This is a genomic window from Halorubrum salipaludis (genome assembly GCF_002286985.1).
GTDB lineage: Archaea > Halobacteriota > Halobacteria > Halobacteriales > Haloferacaceae > Halorubrum > Halorubrum salipaludis.
Window position 1 is genome coordinate 100,806 of record NZ_NSKC01000009.1, and the last position, 20,313, is coordinate 121,118.

General features: G+C 71.5%; 19 protein-coding genes. 7 read left to right on the forward strand and 12 right to left on the reverse strand.

All coding sequences use genetic code 11. The features are described from left to right. Positions 1-5 precede the first annotated feature (5 nt). From CK500_RS13585 to CK500_RS13625, 9 genes are all read right to left on the reverse strand, one after another. Positions 6-488 (reverse strand): DUF456 domain-containing protein, encoded by a 483-nt coding sequence (locus CK500_RS13585; RefSeq protein ID WP_095637764.1) that lies wholly within the window; start codon positions 486-488, stop codon positions 6-8. Between the two features lie 85 nt (positions 489-573). Beyond that, complete coding sequence (locus CK500_RS13590) at positions 574-1,155, reverse strand: DUF2150 family protein (RefSeq protein WP_095637765.1); 582 nt, start codon at positions 1,153-1,155, stop codon at positions 574-576. Positions 1,156-1,287: 132 nt separating this feature from the next. Then, complete coding sequence (locus CK500_RS13595) at positions 1,288-2,145, reverse strand: TatD family hydrolase (RefSeq protein ID WP_095637766.1); 858 nt, start codon at positions 2,143-2,145, stop codon at positions 1,288-1,290. A gap of 66 nt (positions 2,146-2,211) precedes the next feature. Further along, on the reverse strand, positions 2,212-3,066 hold the full coding sequence (locus tag CK500_RS13600; RefSeq protein WP_095637767.1) for a class I SAM-dependent methyltransferase: 855 nt from the start codon (positions 3,064-3,066) through the stop codon (positions 2,212-2,214). Next, positions 3,063-3,467 carry a 6-pyruvoyl trahydropterin synthase family protein gene (locus CK500_RS13605; protein ID WP_095637768.1) on the reverse strand — a complete coding sequence of 135 codons (405 nt, stop codon included), beginning with the start codon at positions 3,465-3,467 and terminating at the stop codon, positions 3,063-3,065. The genes CK500_RS13600 and CK500_RS13605 overlap by 4 nt, the downstream gene beginning before the upstream one ends. 50 nt (positions 3,468-3,517) lie before the next feature. Beyond that, positions 3,518-4,525 (reverse strand): zinc-dependent alcohol dehydrogenase, encoded by a 1,008-nt coding sequence (locus CK500_RS13610; protein ID WP_095637769.1) that lies wholly within the window; start codon positions 4,523-4,525, stop codon positions 3,518-3,520. Then, positions 4,525-5,289, reverse strand: coding sequence for a GTP cyclohydrolase IIa (locus CK500_RS13615; RefSeq protein ID WP_233139195.1), 765 nt, complete (start codon positions 5,287-5,289; stop codon positions 4,525-4,527). Before CK500_RS13615 ends, CK500_RS13610 begins: the two co-directional genes overlap by 1 nt. 75 nt (positions 5,290-5,364) lie before the next feature. Then, entirely contained in the window at positions 5,365-6,267 is a 903-nt protein-coding gene (locus tag CK500_RS13620) for a CDP-alcohol phosphatidyltransferase family protein (protein ID WP_095637771.1), read from the reverse strand. Next, positions 6,264-8,270 (reverse strand): aldo/keto reductase, encoded by a 2,007-nt coding sequence (locus CK500_RS13625; protein WP_095637772.1) that lies wholly within the window; start codon positions 8,268-8,270, stop codon positions 6,264-6,266. The genes CK500_RS13620 and CK500_RS13625 overlap by 4 nt, the downstream gene beginning before the upstream one ends. Before the next feature lie 71 nt (positions 8,271-8,341). On the opposite strand from CK500_RS13625, the gene CK500_RS13630 reads away from it, so the two are divergent. Beyond that, positions 8,342-9,457, forward strand: coding sequence for a glycosyltransferase family 4 protein (locus tag CK500_RS13630; protein WP_095637773.1), 1,116 nt, complete (start codon positions 8,342-8,344; stop codon positions 9,455-9,457). Between the two features lie 25 nt (positions 9,458-9,482). Continuing rightward, a complete protein-coding gene (locus CK500_RS13635; RefSeq protein WP_095637774.1) occupies positions 9,483-9,851 on the forward strand; it encodes a DUF7475 family protein in 369 nt (122 codons plus the stop codon). 29 nt (positions 9,852-9,880) lie between these two features. Here CK500_RS13635 and CK500_RS13640 read toward each other — a convergent pair whose 3' ends face one another. The 3 genes from CK500_RS13640 to CK500_RS13650 form a co-directional block, all read right to left on the reverse strand. Then, entirely contained in the window at positions 9,881-10,405 is a 525-nt protein-coding gene (locus tag CK500_RS13640) for a metal-dependent hydrolase (RefSeq protein ID WP_095637775.1), read from the reverse strand. A 97-nt stretch (positions 10,406-10,502) separates the two neighbouring features. Next, positions 10,503-10,919 (reverse strand): DUF5830 family protein, encoded by a 417-nt coding sequence (locus tag CK500_RS13645; protein WP_095637776.1) that lies wholly within the window; start codon positions 10,917-10,919, stop codon positions 10,503-10,505. Positions 10,920-11,074: 155 nt separating this feature from the next. Then, positions 11,075-12,955 carry a cation:proton antiporter domain-containing protein gene (locus CK500_RS13650; protein ID WP_095637777.1) on the reverse strand — a complete coding sequence of 627 codons (1,881 nt, stop codon included), beginning with the start codon at positions 12,953-12,955 and terminating at the stop codon, positions 11,075-11,077. A gap of 227 nt (positions 12,956-13,182) precedes the next feature. Here CK500_RS13650 and CK500_RS13655 point away from each other — a divergent pair, with 227 nt between their 5' ends. From CK500_RS13655 to CK500_RS13675, 5 genes are all read left to right on the forward strand, one after another. Beyond that, entirely contained in the window at positions 13,183-14,466 is a 1,284-nt protein-coding gene (locus CK500_RS13655; protein WP_095637778.1) for a tRNA pseudouridine(54/55) synthase Pus10, read from the forward strand. Between the two features lie 54 nt (positions 14,467-14,520). Continuing rightward, positions 14,521-15,255, forward strand: a complete 735-nt coding sequence (locus CK500_RS13660) for a universal stress protein (RefSeq protein ID WP_095637779.1) — start codon at positions 14,521-14,523, stop codon at positions 15,253-15,255. Between the two features lie 184 nt (positions 15,256-15,439). Continuing rightward, positions 15,440-15,913: an Lrp/AsnC family transcriptional regulator gene (locus CK500_RS13665; protein WP_095637780.1), complete on the forward strand. Its 474-nt coding sequence runs from the start codon at positions 15,440-15,442 to the stop codon at positions 15,911-15,913. 379 nt (positions 15,914-16,292) lie between these two features. Beyond that, positions 16,293-17,786 (forward strand): proton-conducting transporter transmembrane domain-containing protein, encoded by a 1,494-nt coding sequence (locus CK500_RS13670; RefSeq protein ID WP_095637781.1) that lies wholly within the window; start codon positions 16,293-16,295, stop codon positions 17,784-17,786. Beyond that, a complete protein-coding gene (locus CK500_RS13675) occupies positions 17,783-20,248 on the forward strand; it encodes a DUF2309 domain-containing protein (protein ID WP_095637782.1) in 2,466 nt (821 codons plus the stop codon). The genes CK500_RS13670 and CK500_RS13675 overlap by 4 nt, the downstream gene beginning before the upstream one ends. Positions 20,249-20,313 lie beyond the last annotated feature (65 nt).

The window sequence follows — 20,313 nt, forward strand, 5'->3', positions numbered from 1 at the left end:
ACGAGTCACAGAACCGCGAGCGCAAACGCGGCGGTGACGCCAGCCAGTATGACCGCCTGTACGACCGAGCTGGCGAGGGCACCGATCACCGCGTAGATCGACTGTCGGACGGCATCGCGCGGCTCGCCGGCGTTCTCGTAGAGCCCCGCGAGAAAGACGGTGCCGCCCAGGCCGACGACGAAACCGATCGGACCGATCACGAACAGCAACCCGATCCCCGCCAGCGTCCCGACGACGACGGTCCGCGTCGAGGCGCCGCCGAGTTTCCCGGAGACGAGTCCAGACAACAGCTCCGCCGCGGAGGCCAAAAGCGAGGCGAGAACGAGCGCGAGTAGGACCGCGAGGCCCGGCTCGGTGAAGCCGGTGGTGTACGCGTAGCCGAGGACGGTCAGCGCCGCGAGGCCGCCGCTCGGCACGAAGGGGACGAACGAGCTGGCCGTCCACACGACCAGCAACACGATCGCTATTCCGGCGGCGGAGACGGCCATGCCGGGGGTTCGTCACGCGAGTTCAAAACGGTTCACTCCGGACGAGTCCGTCATCGGTCGCCGTGGCCGTTCACGGCCGGCGGTCTCAGTCCTCTTCCTCGACGACTTCCGGGTCTTCGATGGCCGACTGCAGCGAGTCGAGCCCGTTGACCCACTCGGAGACGAGCCCGTACTCTAAGTCCTCGACGAGGTCGATGTCGAGGGCCTCGCCGTCGATGATCCGGGTGCCGGCCTGCACGACGTAGCCGAGCGCCGCGTCGAGGTCGTCCTCGGCCTCGGCGTCGGCGGCCGCGCGCACGAACTCGCTCACGTCGCCGTCGACGACGCCGCCCACGACGTACTCCTCGGCCGCGTAGAAGACGGGGACGAGCGAGGTCTGGACGCCGTCGATCAGCATGACCTTGTCCTCGTCGTCGAACGCCACGTCGGCGAGCACGATGTCGCGCACGGTGTGGATCTCCTCGACCGCGCGGTCCTCGTCGATGCGCCCGTCGTCGAGCGCCGCGAGCACCTTCACGATCGCGATCGCGGCGTCGTCCTGCAGGTTTAAGAGGAGCCGCGCGGAGTCCTCGTTTTCGGGGTCTAAATCCTCCTCTTCGAGCCTGTCGAGCCAGTTCTGCCACCGTTCGTCGGTATAGAACGTCTCCACGGCGTCGTCGTCGGTCATGTCCCGTACGTCGCCCGGACTACTCAAATGCCTTTCCTATCGATCGTCGCGAGAGAGGGCGTCTCACCCGCTCGACGGCGGGATTCGGGCGTCGCGTTCAGGCGTCGCGCTCAGGGCACACTCGGGTCGCGCTCAGGCGTCCCGATCCAGCGTCGCCTCGGTGTCGATCCCGTAGACCGCGCGGGGGGTCTCGACGTGAGCGGTGCGGACCGCGTCGTCGTATCCCTTCTCCAGCAGCCAGCGGACGCGGCGGGGGACCGTCTTCGGGCCGAGCACCATCCCCGGCTTCTCGGGGTCGTCGACGAAGTCGGTCTCCATCAGGAACGGCTCCCCCGCCTCCGCCGCGCGCTCCAGCCGGTCCTTCTCGCTCATCACGCTCGGGGTCGGCCCCGCGAGCCGCCCCTCGGCGTAGTGTTTCACGACGTTCGCCGGATCGAGCCCGGACTCCTCGGCGACCGCCGCGAGGTCGGTCAGGTCCTCGCTCGCCTCGGTGTGCAGCTGGACGGCGCACTCCAAGGCGGCGCCCAGCTCGAACGCGCGCCGCGTCACGGCGTTCGAGGCGTCCCAGACCGCGTCGCTCACGTCGTAGTGCGGGCGCCCCGACTTCAGCGCGAGCGCGTCGCCGTCGGCGACGAACTCGCTCGCGACCTCGAGGCCTCCCTGCATCAGGTCGCGGGCGTCCGCCGGCGCGAAGTCGCGCTCGTCGACGAGCCGACTGATAAGGCCGGGATGGACGCCGAGCACCGGCCACGCGCGCCCCGGAAGGATCTCGTTCGCGGCCGCGACCGCGTCGAGCGTCTCCTCGAAGACGGGCCGGAAGTCGGCCGGCTCCTCGGGCTCGACGCCGAGGTGCCACGACGGCTTGTTCACCACGAGCAGGTGGGTGCCGCCGAGCCGGACGAAGTCCTCGACCGCGTCGATCCCGCGGCCGTGACGCGGATCGAGGTGGAGGTGGTTGTCGAGCACCGGCGTGTCGAGGTCGTCGGTCATGGCTGAGCGAGGGGCCGGGCGACGCTTATAAACAACGACTGCGGGCGTCGCCACCGCCGTCAGCGTTCAGCCGCCGTCGGGCGCGCGGTACAGGAGGTCGTACTGGTGTGCGACGTAGGTGAGCTCCCGGTCGCGCAGCTGCCCGCGCCGGGACGCGAGCCAGTCGTCGCCGCGGTCGACGTCGGCGTCTGCGATCGCGTCGGCGACGAAATCGAGGATCCGTTCGAGGAAGTACGACTCGTCGGCGGGGTAGTCGCCGCCCCGGGGGCGGACGACCCAGTCGGAGCTCGCCATCGCGAGGAGCGTCCCCGCCCGCCGCCGACACAGGTCAGCGAGGTGCCGCCCGGCGCGAACGTCCCGGCCGGGTCGGGCGTCGATGGCCGCGTGGTACGCGCGTTCGACCGCGCGGTCGGCCGGATGGTCCGGCTGAAAGATGCTCCCGCCGTCGAAGGTTATCGGGAGGTACGCGAGCCCGCCGGGCCGGAGCGCCGACTCGGCGGCGTCGATCAGCGCCTCGGGATCAACGAGGTCGGCGAACGCCTGCGCGACGACGAGGTCCGCCCCCGACTCAGCGCGGAGCGCCGCGACCGCGTCGCCCGTCTCGAAGGCGGCGGTCAGGTCGCTCGCGGAGACCGTTCCGTCGGCGGCTCGCGCGTCGTACCCCCGGCGACGCAGTTCTCGGGGCCGCACGGTCCGGGCGAACGCGACGACGCCGGGGTCGCTATCGACGCCGCGGTACGTCGCGGCGTCGACGCCCCACGCGAGCAGCGTCGGAACGGTGACGCCGGTCCCGCAGCCCGCCTCGACGACGCGCGGCGCCTCGGGAAGCGCGGCGAGCAGCCGGTCGCGCACCCGCGGCGAGCGGGCGCGCTCGTCGACCGACCGCTTGGCCTCCAGGTACCGCGTCGCCGCGTGGTTCATCCGTCGAGCGCGCGCCGGTGGCCGGCCCACGCAACATCGTCCTCCCAGATGCGGACGACCAGGGTCTCCGGGTTCGGCTCGGGTATCGCGTCGGCGACCCGATCGCCGAACAGCCTCGCGAAGTGCTCGACGCTCGGGTTGAGCCCCTCGAACTCCGGGAGGTCGTTCAACAGCGCGTCGCGATACCGCCCCTCCAGATCGTCTAAGATCGACTCGACGGCGTCGATGTCCACGAGATAGCCGTACTCGTCGAGCTCCGGCCCCCCGAAACGGAGTTCCGCGGTGAACCGGTGGCTGTGGACCTCCCCCTCGGGCGGTTCCGGATCCGGAACCGTGAGGTAGTGCTGTGCGACGAACGCTCGGGTGACGGTCAGTCGGTACGGATGCTGGAAGTCTGTCATTGTGGGTGTGTCCCGGCTCGCGGCCGGGAGCGGTCTCGGTTCGATGCCGGTCAGTCGTAGGTGAGCAGCACCTGCAGGGGGTCGCCGGTCCGCTCGTGGAGCAGTCGGTAGGCCGACTCGGCCTCGTCGAAGGGGACGCGGTGAGTCACGAGCGAGTCGAGGTCGAGGTCGGCGAGCCGCGACAGCGCGGTGTCCATCCGGCGGTCCTTCGTCCACCGGCCGCGGGTCTCCGGGGCCAGCGTGCTGACCTGGCTCGATTCGACGGCGATGCGGCCGCGGTGGAAGTGCGTTCCCAGGCCGACCGTCGCCTCCTTCTCGCCGTACCACGACCCGACGACGACGCGCCCGTCGTACCCCGCGGTACCGATCGCCGCATCGAGCGTCGACGGGCGTCCGGAGAGCTCGTACACGAGGTCCGCCCCGCCGGGATCGGGCCAGTCGGTGACGAGGTCGTCGACCTCGTCCGGCCCGACCGCGCGGTCCGCGCCAAGGTCGACGGCGCGCTCGCGGCGCGCGCCGACGGGGTCGACGGCGACGAGCCGGTCCAGCGGGAACGACGACAGGACCCCGACGGTGCAGAGCCCGATGACGCCGGCGCCGAAGACGACGACGCGCTCGCCGATCCGCGGGCGGCCGTCGAGGACGAGCGAGGTCGCCGTCTCGACCGAGGGGGCCATGGCCATCGCCTCGGAGCTCACCTCGTTCGGAACGGGAACGAGCGCGTCCGTCGCCGTCGCGAACCGCGACTCGTGGGGGTTGAACGCGAAGACGGTGCGGTCGAGCCACTCGTCGCCGACGGCGTCCCCGGCGGCGATCACGTCGCCGACGGCCGCGTACCCGTACTTTACCGGATACGAGAGGTCGCTGTCGAGCGCGTCGAGCGTCTCGTCGGCCGGGACGTCGGTCGGTGCCTCGCCGCGGTAGATGAGCAGTTCGGTGCCCGAACTGATCGCCGAGACCCGCGTCTCCACGACGACCTCGTCGGCCGACGGTTCGACGGGCTCCCGGCGTCGGTCCACGGTCTGCGGCCCGGTGAAGTACAGCGACGTTCGGTTCATCAGTCGTCGGCGCTCACCCCGTCGGGCCCCTGGACGCGCGTCCCCGTCTCTCGGCAGCGTTCCAGGGCCTCCTTGGCGCGGTGACCCGCCTCGTGGGCCGTTTCCCCCCGACCGACCCCGACCTGCAACTCGATCCCGGCCGCCTCGCGGACCCGCGAGACGGCGCGGTCGAAGGCGGTCGCGTCCAGGTCGGGACAGACGGCGATCACGTTGTCGCCGCCGACGAAGTGAGCGACGCTGTCGTGCGCGTCGCGCAGGTGGGTCGCGAGCTCCAGCGTCGCCCGCCGGACCGCGAGCGTCGCGTCGACGGCGTTCTCGCGGTCCGTGAGCGACCCGGTCGCGTCGATCACGTCGAAGTGCGCCACGGTCACCCCCTCGCCGGCGTCCGCGACGGCGGCCGCCTCGCCCGTCGCGAACGCCTCGCGCCGGTCGGCCGACTGCGCGCTCCCGGCCGCCTGGAGCCGATCGCTCGCGATGCCGAGCGCCGCGACCGGGGTGGTCGCGCGCCCCACGGCGACGCTGACCGTCACCGGATACCGGTTCCGGACGCGCCGCTGGAACCGGCGGTGGCTCCCCGCGTCGCGTCCGTTCGTCACGGCGATCATGTTGTCGAAGCGGTTGTAGAACGCGTAGCCGTCCCGCTCGCCGACGAACGAGGCGAAGTCGGCGTACAGGTCGGCCTGAAGCGACTGGAGGTCGGTCTCCCGGCGAACGCTCGGCGTGACCGTCCACGGGCCGTACTCGTCGATCTGGACGAGCGCCATTTGTATCGCGTCTGTCACTGAATACGTTTCATGAGGGTTACTGCCACATTACTGTTCGGGCCGTTCGCGCGGGACTCACCCGCCGTCGTCTCCCGCCGACAGGCGGCCCGAGACGACGAGGTAGTCGCGCGCGAACACCGCGAGCGACGGGGCGAGGACGACGGCCGCGAGCGCCCGCACGGTCGCGACCGGCAGGACCGGCGCGAGGGCGACCGAGATGAACGCCATCTGGACGCCCGCCAGCGGGCGGCGGACCGCGCTCGACGGGAGGTCGTACACCGGCCGTCCGCGGGCGCGACGGTAGCCGCGTCCGGCCTTGAACAGGTAGCGAGCGGCCGACAGCGACAGGTACCAGACCGGGAGGCGGCCCCAGACGACGGCGACGACCGGCGCGACCAGGAACCCGAGCGTGTCGACGGCCATGTCGAGCTTCGCCCCGAGGACCGTCGTGCGGCCGCGCCGCCGCGCGATGGCGCCGTCCGCGAGGTCCAACAGGCAACCGGTCCCGTAACAGAGGGCGGGCAGCCAAACCACCCGGCCCGCCGGCTCGACGGCCGCGAACCCCGCGACCGCCGCGAACAGCCCGCCGCGGGCGACCGTCACGGCGTTCGCGAGGCCGAGCGTGGCGTACCTCCGCGGCCGTTCGCCCTCGGTCCCCGACCCTTCCTCGCTCGTCCCCGACCCTTCCTCGCTCGTCCCCGACCCCTCCTCGCTTGCCCTCGACCCCTCCTCGCTCGTCCCCGTCGTCGGGTCGCGACGGTTCGCGTCGAGGTGGCGCCGGCAGAACCAGACGACGAACCCGCCGGCCGCGGCGGTCGGGACCGCCCACTGGACCGCGGCGCTGCCGGGGAGTCCGGGCAGCCGCGGCAGGGCGGGGGACGCGTCGAGGGCGACGCCGAGGGCGGTCAGCGCCGCCGCCAGCGCGAGGGCGCCGCCGCGCCACTGTCGGCGGAGCCGCGGCGACCGCGCGCCGGTCATCGCTCGAAGTCGGGGTCGGCCAGCGTCGCGACGCGCTCGCGGTCCACCGCCGAGAGCTCGACCCGCGCCGCCCCCAAGTTCTCGACGATGTGCTCGGGGTCGTTGCTCGACGGGATCGGGACGACCCCGCGCTCGACCTGCCAGGCGAGCGCGACCTGCGCCGGGGCGGCGTCGCGGTCGGCGGCGATCTCGCGCAGGACCGGTTCGTCGAGGAGTCCCGGCGCCGAGAGCGGGGAGTGCGCCACGACGCGGATCCCCCGCTCGTGACACCACTCGACGAGCTCCCGCCGGGGCAGGTACGGGTGCGACTCGACCTGGACGACCGCCGGGAGGACGTCGGCCGTCGCCGCGATGCGTTCGAGCCGGTCGACGCCGACGTTGCAGACGCCGATCGTCCGCGCGAGGCCGCGCTCGTAGACGCGCTCCAGCCGCGCCCACGTCTCCGTCAGGGACGCGTCGACCGTCGCCGGCTCGCCGTCGTCGCCCGTGGGGAACGTCAGCGCCTCCTGCTCCGCCGGCGGTCGGTCGGCCAGGTCCCGCAGCGGCCCTTGGTACTCCCAGGCCGTCGGCCAGTGGAGCATGTAGCAGTCGAGGGCGTCGACGCCGAGGGCCTCGAGGGTCCCCTCGCAGGCCTCCGCCACGTGTTCGTGGTTCGTGTTCCAGACCTTGCTCACGAGGAACAGCCCCTCGCGGTCCGGGCTTCCGGGCGCGTCGAGCAGGTCGCCGATGCGCCCCTCGTTGCCGTACAGCTCGGCGGCGTCCAGCAGTCGGTACCCCGCGTCCAGCGCGGTCGCGATCGAGTCGACGCGGTCGACGTACTCGCCGTCGCGATACCGGGAGCAACCGAACCCCACGGGCGGGAGCCTGACCGCCGCCCCGCGGGACGCGCCGTCTCCCGCCCCGCCGGCGGTCCCTCCGCGACCGGTCTTCCGCCCGTCGCGGTGGGGTCGGACCGGCGGCGGAGACAGGTCGGGCGCGGGGACCCCGTGCGCGTCGACGGCCACGGGGGCGCCGTCCGCGGCCGCCGACTCGACGGCGTTGCAGACGGCGACGACGTGCGCCGACCGCCGCGCGCTCTCGACCGGCCGGCGGCCGGACGCCACGGCGGCCGCGACGCGCGCCGGTCCGTCGACGTACCGCCGCTCCCGCCGCGGGGCCGGGTGCGGCGCGTCGACGTAGTCGCGGCCGTTACCTCCCACTCTCACGGTGTCGGCGTCGGCCGCGAGCGCGCCGCTGTCCGCGAGGTAGATCGACCCGTCGTCGCCGTGGAGTTCGAGGCTGTTGAACTCGCGGCTCCGGTGGGGCGCGTACAGGCTCGCTGTGAGGCGGACCGTCGGCCCGCTCCGGAATTCCAGCGTGGCTTCGACGTGGCTGTCCCGTTCGGGCGTCTCGGTCTCCCGGTCGGGCCAGGGGGCGAACCCGTCCGCGACCCGGACGCGTTCGATCGGCCCGAACCAGGAGACGAGGCAGTTCAGGGGGTAGACAGCGCCGTCGTACAGCGGCCCGACCGCCAGAAACGACTCCGGGTCGTCGTGCCACTCCGTGACCCTGCCGACGTGCGCGTGCGCGTAACCGAGACGGACCGGTCCGAGCCGCTCGTCTCCGAGCAGCCAACGGACGTGACGCTGCGCGTCGCAGCGGTGGTTGATCGGCGCACAGGCCAGCGCCAGCCCGCGGCGCTCGGCGGTCGCGACGAGGTCGGCGGCCCGCTCGGCGTCGAGCGCCAGCGGCTTCTCGCTGAAGACGTGCCTGTCGGCCCGAAGCGCCCGTCGACTCACCGACGCGTGGGAGCCGTGGCTCGTCAGGTTGACGACGAGCGGCGCCCCGACGTCGGCGAGCATCGCGTCGAGGTCCGCGTAGGCCGCCGCGTCGTGACGGTTCGCGAGGTCGCGTGCCCGGTCGACGTCCAGGTCACACACCGCCGTCAGTTCGAGCCGCGACCCGTCGATCCCAGACGCGTATCGGCGTGCGACCGAACCGGCGCCGACGAATGCGCATTCCATTGGCGGACCTTCGGCTAGACCCACAAAAGCGTACGGGAGCTGTTAACACGAGGTAGCTCCAACCCCGCTCCATGGCTCGCGTGGCGGTGTTGCACAACACGCTCGACTTTCAGGGCGGCGCCGACGCCGTCTGCCTCGCGACCTGCGAGGCGCTCGCGTCCGCTCACGACGTGACGCTCGTCACCGCCTCGGAGACGGAGCCCGCGGCCCTGGCCGACCGGTTCGGGTACGATCTCGACGGCGTGACCGTCCGCGTGCCGCCCGGCGGGCGGGCGGTCGCCCGGGCGCTGTCGGCCGCGGCCCCTCGGGTCGGACCCCAACTGGCGGCCCGGAGCGCCTTTCTGCAGCGCTCGTTCGAGCGGATCGCCGACCGGTTCGACGCCGCGGTCAGCACCGCGAACGAACTCGACCTCTCGGTGCCATCGGTCCAGTACGTCCACTACCCGCAGTTCCGGCTCGGTCGGCTCCCCGACGGTGACCCCGGTCGCCTCGACCGGCTCTGGAGCCGCCTGTCCGCGCCGTCGGACGCCGCGCTCGCGGGTCCGGACGTGACGCTGCTCGCGAACTCCGCGTGGACCGCGGCCGTCGTCGACCGCCTCTACGGGACGCGCCCCGCGGTCGTCCACCCGCCCGTCGACCCCATCGAGTGCGGAACGCCGTGGGGCGACCGCGAGAACGGGATCGTCACGGTCGGCCGCCTGGCGCCCGACAAGCGGCTGCTCGACGCGATCCGCATCGTCGACGGGGTCCGCGAGCGCGGTCAGCGCGTCCACCTCCACGTGGTCGGGTCGGCGCCGCGGGCCTACCGCGACTACGCCGCCCGGATCGCGGCCGCGGCCGCCGAACGGCCGTACGTCACCGTCGAGCGAGACGTCGACCGCGACCGGCTGGAGACGCTCCTGTGTACCCATCGCTACGGGCTCAACACGAAACCGAGAGAGCACTTCGGAATGTCCGTCGCCGAGTACGTCGCGGCGGGGATGGTCGCGTTCGCCCCCGACAGCGGCGGCCAGCGCGAGGTGCTCGACGAGCGCGAGGACCGGCTGTTCGGGTCCGTCTCCGAGGCCGCGGACCTCGTGAGCGAGGCGGTCGGGGAGGCCGACCCGCCGTCGGCGGCCCGCGACCGCTTCGCCCGCGAGCGCTTCGGCGCGGCGCTCCGCGACGCCGTGGACCGGACCGTAGATTGAAGAGACGCGTGTCCTATTGATAGCCATGTCAACTAATAACGCACCGCAAGCTCGCGTCGACGCCGGATCGCTGTCGTCGCTACAGCTGGTCGGAGTGGTGTTGGCGGCGATCTCCGGAGTGTTGCACCTCTACCTGGCCGCGCTCTTCGTCCCGAGCCCGATGGGCCTGTCGTTCGTCGTCGCCGGGGTCGGATTCCTGGCCGGCTGCGCGGCGGTCGTCGCGGACTACCGGCGCCCACTCGTGTACCTCCTCGGGATCCCCTTCACGCTGGGACAGGTCGTCGCCTGGTACGTCGTCAACGCGCCCGACTTCTCGGTGCTCGGGTACGTCGACAAGGCCGCACAGGTCGGTCTGATCGCGGTGCTCGTGGTGCTCTACCGGCGCGAGTCCTGACTGCGTCGGGCGGGGAGGCGAGTTTCGCCCTACCGGTCGGCGTCGTCCCGGTCCGAGTTCGGCTCGGACCGTCGGGGCGACGGGGCCCACAGCTCCCGGATCGGGCGGTCCGAGCGAACCGCTCGCAAGAGGACCACGCCGGCGAGCGCCCAGAAGAGGCACTCGAGGACGAACGACGGGGACCAGAGGTAGTGGACGGTGAACTCGCCCGGCGGCATCGCGAGCGGGTCCGGCGGGACGACGAGGGGCCAGCCCAGGAACAGCGCGTCGCCGGGACGACCGTTGAGGACGACGTGGAGGGCGTCGAGGAACAAGTGCGATCCCCACCCGACGGCGACCGCCCGTCCGGCCGGGGACGCGAGCGCGAGCGCGACCGCCACCGGCGCGAGCAACGCCGTGTGCCCCACCGTGTGATACAGGTCGGCGACGCCGGACAGGGCCAGCGGTTTGTCGACGACGTCCGGGAGGGCGGCGCCGACGACGAGCCACGGAACCGAGAGCCGCGACCACCGGCCGAGGAGCGCCGCGGCGGCGAGGTGCGTCGGGAAGTACATGGCGGACCGTACGGTCACGGCGCTCATCCGTGTTCCGCCGGACCCCGCCGGCGGTTCGTCCTCAATGACGCGCGCGGCGACTGCTGCGGTACGGAGGCTACGGTACGGAGTCGCCGGCGCGGCCGTCCTCGCCGTCGTCACTGTCCCGACCGGTGACCTTCCGGACGCACGAGGAGCCGAAGGGGCCGAGCTCGCCGGCGTCGAGTCTCACGAAGTGACCGGTCGCAATCGCCGTCCCGCAGCGGCGGCACTCGAACGACCCCTCGCGCCGGACCACCTGACTCTCGTAGTTCACGTACGTGCCGCCGCGTTGGACACGGAGCCGGGCGTTCTCCCGCTCGATGACGCCGCGCTTCTCGGCGGCGTCCAAAATGTCGCGGGTGAGCGAGGGGCTCGTCGTCACCGTCTCGATCCGGTCGATCGCGTCCGGCAGCGCCAGCTCCTCGTGTTCGAGGTGGGCCAACAGCTCGACGCCGAGCTCCAGCTTCTCCTCGCGCGAGGCCGGCTCGTTCACGTCCGGCGGAACGGCGCGGACCGTCTTAAGTGGATTTGTTGGAATTCGCCGGAAAAATGCGTTCAGGGGCCGAACCCGCAGCGCTCTGAGGGTTTCGACGGGGCCGCGGAGGACGAATGCCACACCGCGAGGCCGTCCGCCGGTGATCGACGGTCTCAGTCGGCACCCACGAACGCCATTCCCTCTCGGACGGCCTCCCGCTGACCGAGAAGCGTGACGTGGTCTCCGTGTTCGATGACGGTGTCCGCGCTCGGCACTTCGACCGTTTCGTGTTCGCTGTCGCTGAGGACGGCGATCAGACAGGAATCGGGGAGCAGCGGACCGACCTCGCGGACGGTCTTCCCGATGAGCTCCTCGTTCGTGACCTCGACCTGTTGCACGTCGCCGGCCTGCCCGATATCGGTCATCCAGCGGGCGAGGTCCGGCCGCTCGATCTGGTTATCGAGAGCCCAAGCGGCCGACATCGCGGGCGAGATCGTGCTTACACCCAGGTCTTCGAACGCGTCGACGTTATCGGTGTTGTTCGCCTTCGCGAGGACCGTTTCGACGTCGAACTTCGCCTTCGAGAGCTGTGCGACGAGCAGGTTCGCGTCGTCGTCGCCGGTGGCGGCAACGACGATCTTGGCGTTCCCGGCCCCGGCCTTTCGTAACACCTCCGTGTCCGTTCCGTCGCCGATCACGGTGGCGAAGCCGGCGTTTCGGAGCGATTCGATAGTCGCCTCATCTTCCTCGATAATGACGACGTTTTCGCCGCGGTCTTCGAGGCGCTCGGCGAGCGCGCGGCCCACCTGTCCGCCTCCGACGATGATGACTCTCATGGGTATCACGTTGAGGTATTGCGCGATGTAGCGCGCCAGACCGCCCTGTACGAGGGCCGTAACGAAGATGACCAGAAACACCGTCCCGATCAACAGGTCCGCTTGCTGTGCCAGCCCGGGATCGTTGAGCTCCGTTGCGGCCGTCCTGAGCTCGGTGGCGAAGAGCGTCGCGACCGACGCCGGGATGATCCCGCGCGGACCGATGGCGCTGATGAACAGCCGTTCGGAGACCGTGAATCGGTCGCCGATGGTCGAGATGAACACGAGGAGCGGTCGGATCACCACCGCGATCGCGACGACCACGCCGAACCCCGCGAACCCGACCTCGAATATCGCCTCCGGGGGGAGCTGGGCGGCGAGCGCGATGAACACGAACGACAGGACGAGCAGCGTGATGTCGCCCTTGAAGTCGGTGATGTCGTCTTTGTACGGAACGTCCAGATTCCCGAGGGCTAACCCGGCAGTGGCGGCGGCCGCGACGCCGGCCTCGCTCGCCAGCTGATTCGCTCCCGCGTACGCGACCAGCGCCCCGGCGAGCACGAGCAGCCGCGCGTTCCGCGGTGCCGATCCGGGCGAGAGATCGACGTACCGAAGCAGGTAGTAGAGGAGTCCCGCGACGAGGAGGCCGACGAGCAGCCCCTCGCCGAGCCGGAGGGAGAACCCCTGGACCAGCCCCTCGCCGGCGACGGTCGGATTCACGGCCTCGAAGAGGACGACCGCCATGATCGCCGCCGTCACGTCGTTGACGATCCCCTCGGTCTCGAGGACGGCCGCGACCCGGTCCCTGACCGGGACGACCTCGAGGATCGGGGAGATGACCGTCGGTCCGGTGGCGACGAGCAGCGCGCCGATCACGAACGAGAGCTCCCACGGGAGGCCCTCAAGGAGGCGGACGGCCACCGCAGTCCCGACCAACGCGATGGCGGCGCCGACGGTGACGAGCCGGACCGCCGCACGCGGCGCCTTCCGAACGCGCTCCAAGTTGAGGTGGAACGCGCCCTCGAAGACGATGATCGCGACCGCGAGCCCGACGATCGCCGGGAGCGAGTCGCCGAAGCTCTCGCTCGTCACGAGTCCGAGCCCCGGCCGGCCGATAACCACGCCGACGAGCAGGAAGAAGATGATACTCGGGACTTGAAGCCGGGCCGCGAGGACCTGGGCGAGCACGCCGAGCCCGATGATCCCCGCGACTAACGGGATCAGAAGCTCCTGTGCCACAGTGAGTTCCCCGTGTTGCCATTCAAATAGCGGTGGGATATAAGCTAGTTGGTGGGTCGTGCCGTCACCGCCCCGCGCTCTCGATGCGCCGGTGGCGGTCGGTCTGAACTGGTTCGACGGCCCCCTCGATCGGACCGGAAAGGCCCGACGCGCTGACTCCCGGAGCCGCAGCGGAGCGACCCTCGCCATGTAGTAAGACAGTTACCACGGCGGACGCTGGTGGGCGTATGGACGTACTCGATGTCGCGGCGCGGGCGAACGCGACCGGGCCGGTGTGCGACGCGTGCCTCGGCCGGCTCGTCGCCGACCGGAGCTTCGGGCTGTCGAACGCCGAGCGCGGGTCGTCGCTGCGCGTCGCGCTCGCGCTCCGCGACGACGAGGACCACGAGCCGGTTGACACCGAGGACTGCTGGGTCTGCGAGGGGCGCTGCACCGAGTTCGACGAGTGGGCCGAGCGCGCCGCCGAGGCGGTCGAAGGCGTCGAGTTCGCCACCTACAACGTCGGCACCCGCCCGCCGCCGCTGATCGAGGAGAACGAGGCCCTGCTCCGCGAGGAGGCCGGGCTCGACGACGAGGCGGGCGAGCCGTTCAAGTCGGAGTTCAACCGCGAGGTCGGCAAGCGGGTCGGGCGGCTCACCGGGGCTGAGGTCTCCTTCGACCGCCCGGACGTGCAGTTCACGATCGACCTGGCCGAGGACGCGATCGACGCGAAGGTGAACTCGACGTTCGTCTACGGCCGGTATCGGAAGCTGGAACGCGACATCCCCCAGACCGAGTGGCCCTGCCGGGAGTGTAAGGGCTCGGGGCGGCAGGGCGCCGACCCCTGCGACCACTGCGGCGGCTCCGGCTACCTCTACGACGACAGCGTCGAGGAGTACACAGCCCCCGTCGTCGAGGACGTGATGGACGGCACGGAGGCGACGTTCCACGGCGCGGGCCGCGAGGACGTGGACGCGCTCATGCTCGGCACGGGGCGCCCGTTCGTGGTCGAGGTCGAGGAGCCGCGCCGCCGCCGGGTCGACACCGACCGCCTGCAGAGCGACATCAACGCCTTCGCGGACGGCGCCGTCGAGGTCGAGGGGCTCCGGCTCGCGACCTACGACATGGTCGAGCGCGTGAAGGAACACGACGCCGCGAAGCGGTACCGCGCGCAGGTACAATTCGACGCCGACGTGGACGCCGACGCGCTCGCGGCCGCGGTCGAGGAGCTGGAGGGCACCACCGTCGAGCAGTACACCCCGAACCGCGTCGACCACCGGCGCGCGAGCATGACGCGCGAGCGCGACGTGTACGAGGCGACCGCCGAGCTCGACGACCCGCGCCACGCGACCGTCGAGATCCACGGGGCGGGGGGGCTCTACATCAAGGAGCTGATCTCCGGCGACGAGGGGCGGACGGAGCCGAGCCTCGCGGGCCTGCTCGGCGTCGGCGCCGAGGTCACCGCGCTCGACGTGGTCGCCGTCGAGGGCGAGGACGAGCCGTTCGAGCGCGACGAGTTCTTCCGCGACTGAGACGCCGCGCTCCGGACCAACGGGATTTATCAGACGCACGTCTGACGGTAAGGCATGAACGGGAGCGACGCCGACGGTGGGGGCGGGGGCGGCGGAGCGGCGGACCCGGGGATCGACGGGCAGCCAAGTTCGGGGGACGCGGGCGCCGAGAGCGCGGCGGTCGACGCCGCGGTCGGCGAGCCGATCGTCGAGCCGGCGGTGGCGGAGGCGCTCACGGCGGCGCCCGCCGCGGCCGACGCGACGCTCGAAGGGGCTGACCGGGCGGCGCGTCCCGACCGCGTCTCCTCGATCCTCGTCGCCGTCGGGCCGGGGCCGCACTCGGGGGCGACCGTCGACGTGGCGCGGGGGATCGCGGACGCGACGGACGCGTGGCTCGAGCTCTTCCACGTCGTCCCGTCCGACGCGGCACTCGCTGACGGTCAGGCGCGAACCGAAGGAACCGACGGGAGCGACGAGACCGACGCCACAGAGGGCGACGCGGACGGGTCCGAGCCCGGAGCCGGCGACAGCGACGACTACGCCGCGACCGGCGAGCGGCTGCTCGACGCCGCCCGCGACCGGCTCGGCGGGTTCGACCGGGTCGACCGCTGGCTCGTCGAGGACCGGTCGGCCGCGGGCGCGATCGTCGAGCAGTCGCCGTACTACGACCTCGTCGTCGTCGGCGCTCCCACCACCGGGACCGTCGGGCGCTTCGTGTTCGGGTCGACCACCGACACCGTGGTCGACGACGCCGAGGTCCCCGTGGTCGTCGTCGAGGGGGACGGAGAGACCGCCCTCGACGGCGCGTAGACCACGGGTAGACGGCGACAGACGGGCGGGTAGACGGCGACAGACGGGCGGATAGAAGCGGGCAAGCGGCGGCGGAATCGGAGGGCGGGTCGGCGCGACCTCTCCTCCTATTCCCTCACTCCGTTTTTAAGCGAGATATAAGGAATATAAAACAGTAAAGTGGCTATGTCACGGACCCTCAGGTATGGCTGACGACGCGATCGACGACGTGGACAGGGCGATCCTGTACGCGTTACAGGAGGACGCCCGGAACACCTCGTCCGGAGACATCGCGAAGCGAACCGGCACGTCGGACAGCACCGTCCGCAAGCGCATCCAGCGCCTCGAGTCCGACGGGGTGATCAAGGGGTACAGCGCCGAGGTGGACTACCAGCAGTCGGGGTACCCGCTCCGAATGTTACTCTACTGCACCGCCTCGATACCCGAGCGCGGCGACATGCTCCCGGCGATCCTCGAGATCGACGGCGTCATCTCGGTCCAAGAGCTGGTCACCGGCGAACAGAACCTCCTCGTGACGGCGGTCGGCGAGTCGGACGACGACATCACGCCCGTCGCACAGGAGCTCCTCGACATGGGGCTCACCGTCGCCGACGAGGTCCTCGTCCGGAGCCACGAGACGACGCCGTTCGGCGGATTCGACGCCGAGACCGAGTCCTAGGCGGCAGTTCTTCCGGGGGGGTTTCCCACGTCGATCGCGATCGCACACCCGACGGACACTCGTTCGTACGCCCGACAGTCGCTCGTACCGGCGCGATCGGGGCCGACCGCGGTTTCCCCGGAAACCGAAGCGATTCCGCGGACGACGGCGACTCCGGAAACGACGGCGAGAGGGTCCGAACCGGCTCGCGAGCCGAGGTCTTGTCACTCCGTCCCAACCAACTATAATGTTTTATAATGTTCGTTATATTCGGATATTCGAACGATTTGTGAACACAAGTAGATTTAATAGGCAATCTGTTCTTTGCTGGTGTGAAGACGACCGGAACCGGTTCGACGCGCTCGCGTCGAGTGCCGGACGCGGTCGAACGGACTGAACGATGGCAGGAAACTCCTCGAAACCGACGGTCGGAGCGCTCCCGGACGCGGCGACGGACTCGTCGCTCGTGCCCGCCGCACTCACGTGGCTCGTGTGGTCGCTGTTCGCCGCGAGCGTCGCGGCCCTCGTCGCGCGAGTCCGACTCGGGTTCGCTCCGGAGCTGCCCGGCGTGTTCGCCGTCGACGGCCTAACCGTCCTGATGTGGGTCGTCGTCTCCTTCTTCGGGGGGATCGTCCTCAGCTACTCCCGCCGCTACATGGCGGGGAGCGCCCACGAGACGGGGTTCTTCCTCGCCGTGTTCGGGTTCGCGGCGACCGTGATGACGCTCGTCGCGGCCGACCACCTCGCCCTGTTCGGGCTCCTGTGGCTGACGATGGGGCTCGTCATGGCGAAGCTGATCGGCGTCGTCGACGGGTGGAAACAGGCGCGGGCGGCCGCGGCGGTCGCCCGGCGGTACTTCCTCGCGAGCGGCGCGCTCCTCGGCGTCGCGCTGGCGGCCCTCTGGTGGGCGACCGGCGCGACGACGGTCTCGGGGGTCGCCGCGAGCGCCGACGCGCTCGGCGGCCCGGCGTGGCTCGTCGCCGCCGTCGCGCTCGTGCTCGCGGCGATGATCCAGTCCGCCCTGGTCCCGTTCCACGGCTGGCTGCTCTCCTCGATGACCGCCCCCACGCCGGCGTCCGCGCTGATGCACGCCGGGTTCGTCAACGCGGGCGGCGTCCTCCTGCTCCGCTTCGCGCCGGTCGTCACGGTCGACGCCGGCCTCATGCTCGGAATCGTCGCGGTCGGCGCGGCCAGCGCGCTGCTCGGGAAGCTCCTCAAGACTGTCCGCCCGGACGTCAAAAGCAAGTTGGCCTGCTCGACGGTGGGGCAGATGGGCTTCATGATCATGCAGGCCGGGCTCGGCTTCTTCGGCGCCGCGATCACCCACCTGATCCTGCACGGGTTCTACAAGGCCTACCACTTCCTCGGCGCGGGCGGCGAGGTCGAGCGGAAGGCTCCCGGAAAGGCGGCGGGCCACGAGACGACCCCCGTCGGCGTCGCCGTGACGCTGGCGACCGGACTGGCGGGCGGCGCGACCTTCGTCCTGCTGACCGGGAAGGGAACGAGCGTCGACGCCGGGCTCCTGCTCGCCCTGTTCGTGACGTTCACGACGCTCCACGCGGCGCGCGGCGCGGTCCGGAACGCGTCGCTCCCGGCGTCGGTCCGCTACGGAGCGGTCCCCCTCGTGTTCCTCCCGGCCATCGCCGTGTACGCGCTCGTCTACGAGGCGGTCTCGGCGGTCCTGTACGGGCTTCCGGTCGTCACGGCCCCGACCGAACTGACCGCGCTCCACGTCCTCGTCGCCGCCGCCTTCCTCGTCGCGTACGCCGCGATCGAGGCGGGCGTCCACGAGCGCAGCCGGCGGCTCTACGTCGCGCTCCTGAACGGGAGCCAGCCGTCGCCCGACACCCTGCTGACGAACACCGCGGAGTACGACGACGGAGGCGTCCAATGAGCACCCAACCCACCATCGAAGACGACATCGAAGACGGTATCGAGGCCGCGGCGAAGACGGTCGGCTCGGTCTGGCCGATCCACTCGTTCGTGACCGCCAACCCACTCTCGGGGTTCGAGGACGTGCCGTTCGGCGAGGCGGTGACGCAGGCCGCCGACCTCCTCGGCGGGCGCGGCTACCCGAGCCGCGAGACGTTCCGGGCGGCGCTCGACGACGGGCGGATCGACCGCGAGACGCTCGAAGCGGAGCTCGCCGACCGCGGCTACGAGGCCGACCCGGAGGCGCTGCTCGACCGCCTGGACGGCGCCGTCGACTCGGAGCCGCCGAACGACGAGTCGGCGGCTGGAGGCGACGGGTCGGCGGCCGCGGACGCCGAGGCCGAGCGGGTCGACCGCGTGCTGACGAAGTGGCTGTCGGCCTTCCTCGACGAGGGACACGCCAAGTGGTCGATGCCGAACCGCGACGAGGGGTTCTACGCCGCCTTCCGCGGGGTGGCCGCGCACGACAGCGAGGTCCCCGACGGCGTCGCCGAGTCGCTCCCCGAGACGCCGATCGAGGCCATCGAGGAAGTCCTAGAGCCGTACCCGGAGAGCCAGTGGGTCCCGATCTTCGAGGAGCAGCTGGCCGCGCTCCCCGGGTGGACCGGCTTCGTCAAGCAGCGCGTCGACGACGAGGGGCCGTGGCAGTCGACCCACCCGATCACGCTGGCGGACTACCTCGCGGTCCGCCTCGCGCTCCTCGACGGGTTCGACGCCGACATCGAGCCGTCGGTCGGCCCCGGGACCGCAGACCCGGACCCGGCCGACGAGATCGCCGAGGCGTTCCTGAGCGCGTGGGAGTCGAGCTACCGGGCCGCGGTCGTCGACCGCGTCGCCGACGAGAGCCGGGAGCTGGCCGAGGGCGATGACTCCGGTCGCCCCGACGCCCAGCTGGTGTTCTGTATCGACACCCGCTCGGAGGTGATCCGCCGCCACATCGAGGCGGAGGGCGCGTACGAGACCCACGGCTACGCCGGCTTCTTCGGCGTCCCGATGGAGTACCGGGGGTACGACGCGGCGATCCCGGTCGACGCCTGCCCGCCCATCGTCGACGCGCAGCACCGCATCAGCGAAGTCCCGACCGACGGGGAGACGCGTGAGCGTCACGACCGGTGGTCGGGGATCCGCGAGGCCGCGGGCGAGGTCGTCAAAGCGCTGAAGACGAACCCGGCCAGCGCCTTCGGCTTCGTCGAGAACGCCGGGAGCGGCTACGGGCTGGCCCTCGCGGCCCGCACGCTCGTGCCCAAGCGTGTCCGCGACCTGTTCGGCGCGGCCGACGACGCCGTGCCGGACGGACACGAGTTCTGCGAGCCGATCGTCCAGCACCAGCACACCCACGCCGACGGGCTTCCGGTGGGGCTGACCCGCGAGGAGAAGGTCGAGTACGCCGCGACCGCCTTCGAGCTGATGGGCTGGACGGAGTTCGGCCGGCTCGTCGTGTTCACCGGCCACGCGAGCGAGACGGCGAACAACCCCTACGACTCCAGCCTCGACTGCGGCGCGTGCGCCGGCAGCCCCGGCGGGCCGAACGCCCGCGTCCTGGCCGAGATCTGCGCCGACCCCGACGTGAAGGCGGCGCTGCGCGAGCGCGGCTTCGATCTGCCCGACGACACCGTCTTCCTCGCCGGCGAGCACAACACGACGACCGACGAGATCGAGCTGTACGGCGACGTGCCCGAGAGCCACGCGGACGACCTCGAACGGCTGCGCGCCGACCTCGCCGCGGCCCGCGACAACGCGACCGCCGAGCGCGTGGGGGGCGACCCGTCGGAGAGCGTCGACGAGGCCGAGCGCCGCGCGGGCGACTGGGCCGAGACGCGCCCCGAGTGGGGGCTGGCCGGGAACGCCGGCTTCGTCGTCGGCCCCCGCGGGCTGACGAGCGACCTCGACCTCGACGGCCGCGCCTTCCTCCACTCGTACGACTGGTCGACCGACCCCGACGGCGACGCGCTCGAGGCGATCCTCGCGGGACCGATGGTCGTCACGCAGTGGATCAACGCCCAGTACTACTTCTCGACCGTCGACAACGCGGTCTACGGGAGCGGGTCGAAGACGACCCAGAACCCCGTCGGCAACGTCGGCGTCTACCAGGGGAACGGCGGCGACCTGATGACCGGGCTCCCGCTCCAGTCGCTGATGGCGGCCGACGACGAGCCGTACCACCAGCCGCTCCGCCTCTCGACGGTGGTCCACGCGCCGGTCGAGCGCGTCACCGACGCCCTGGCCGACCACGAGGAGGTCACGCGGCTGCTGGACAACGACTGGCTCTCGCTGACGGTCGTCGACCCGACGCAGGACCACCGCGCGTTCGAGTACGAGCGCGACCTGGCGTGGCGGCCCCTCTCCGAGCCGTCCGCGGCCGAACCGGAGCAGCCGGAGCAACCTACCGCCCCCGAGCCGACGCCAGCGACGGCGGACGACTGACCCGCCCGCTCGGCTCGCTCGCTTTCCGCGTCGCGTGCCACCGGTTCGCAGTCCGGCGACAGCGT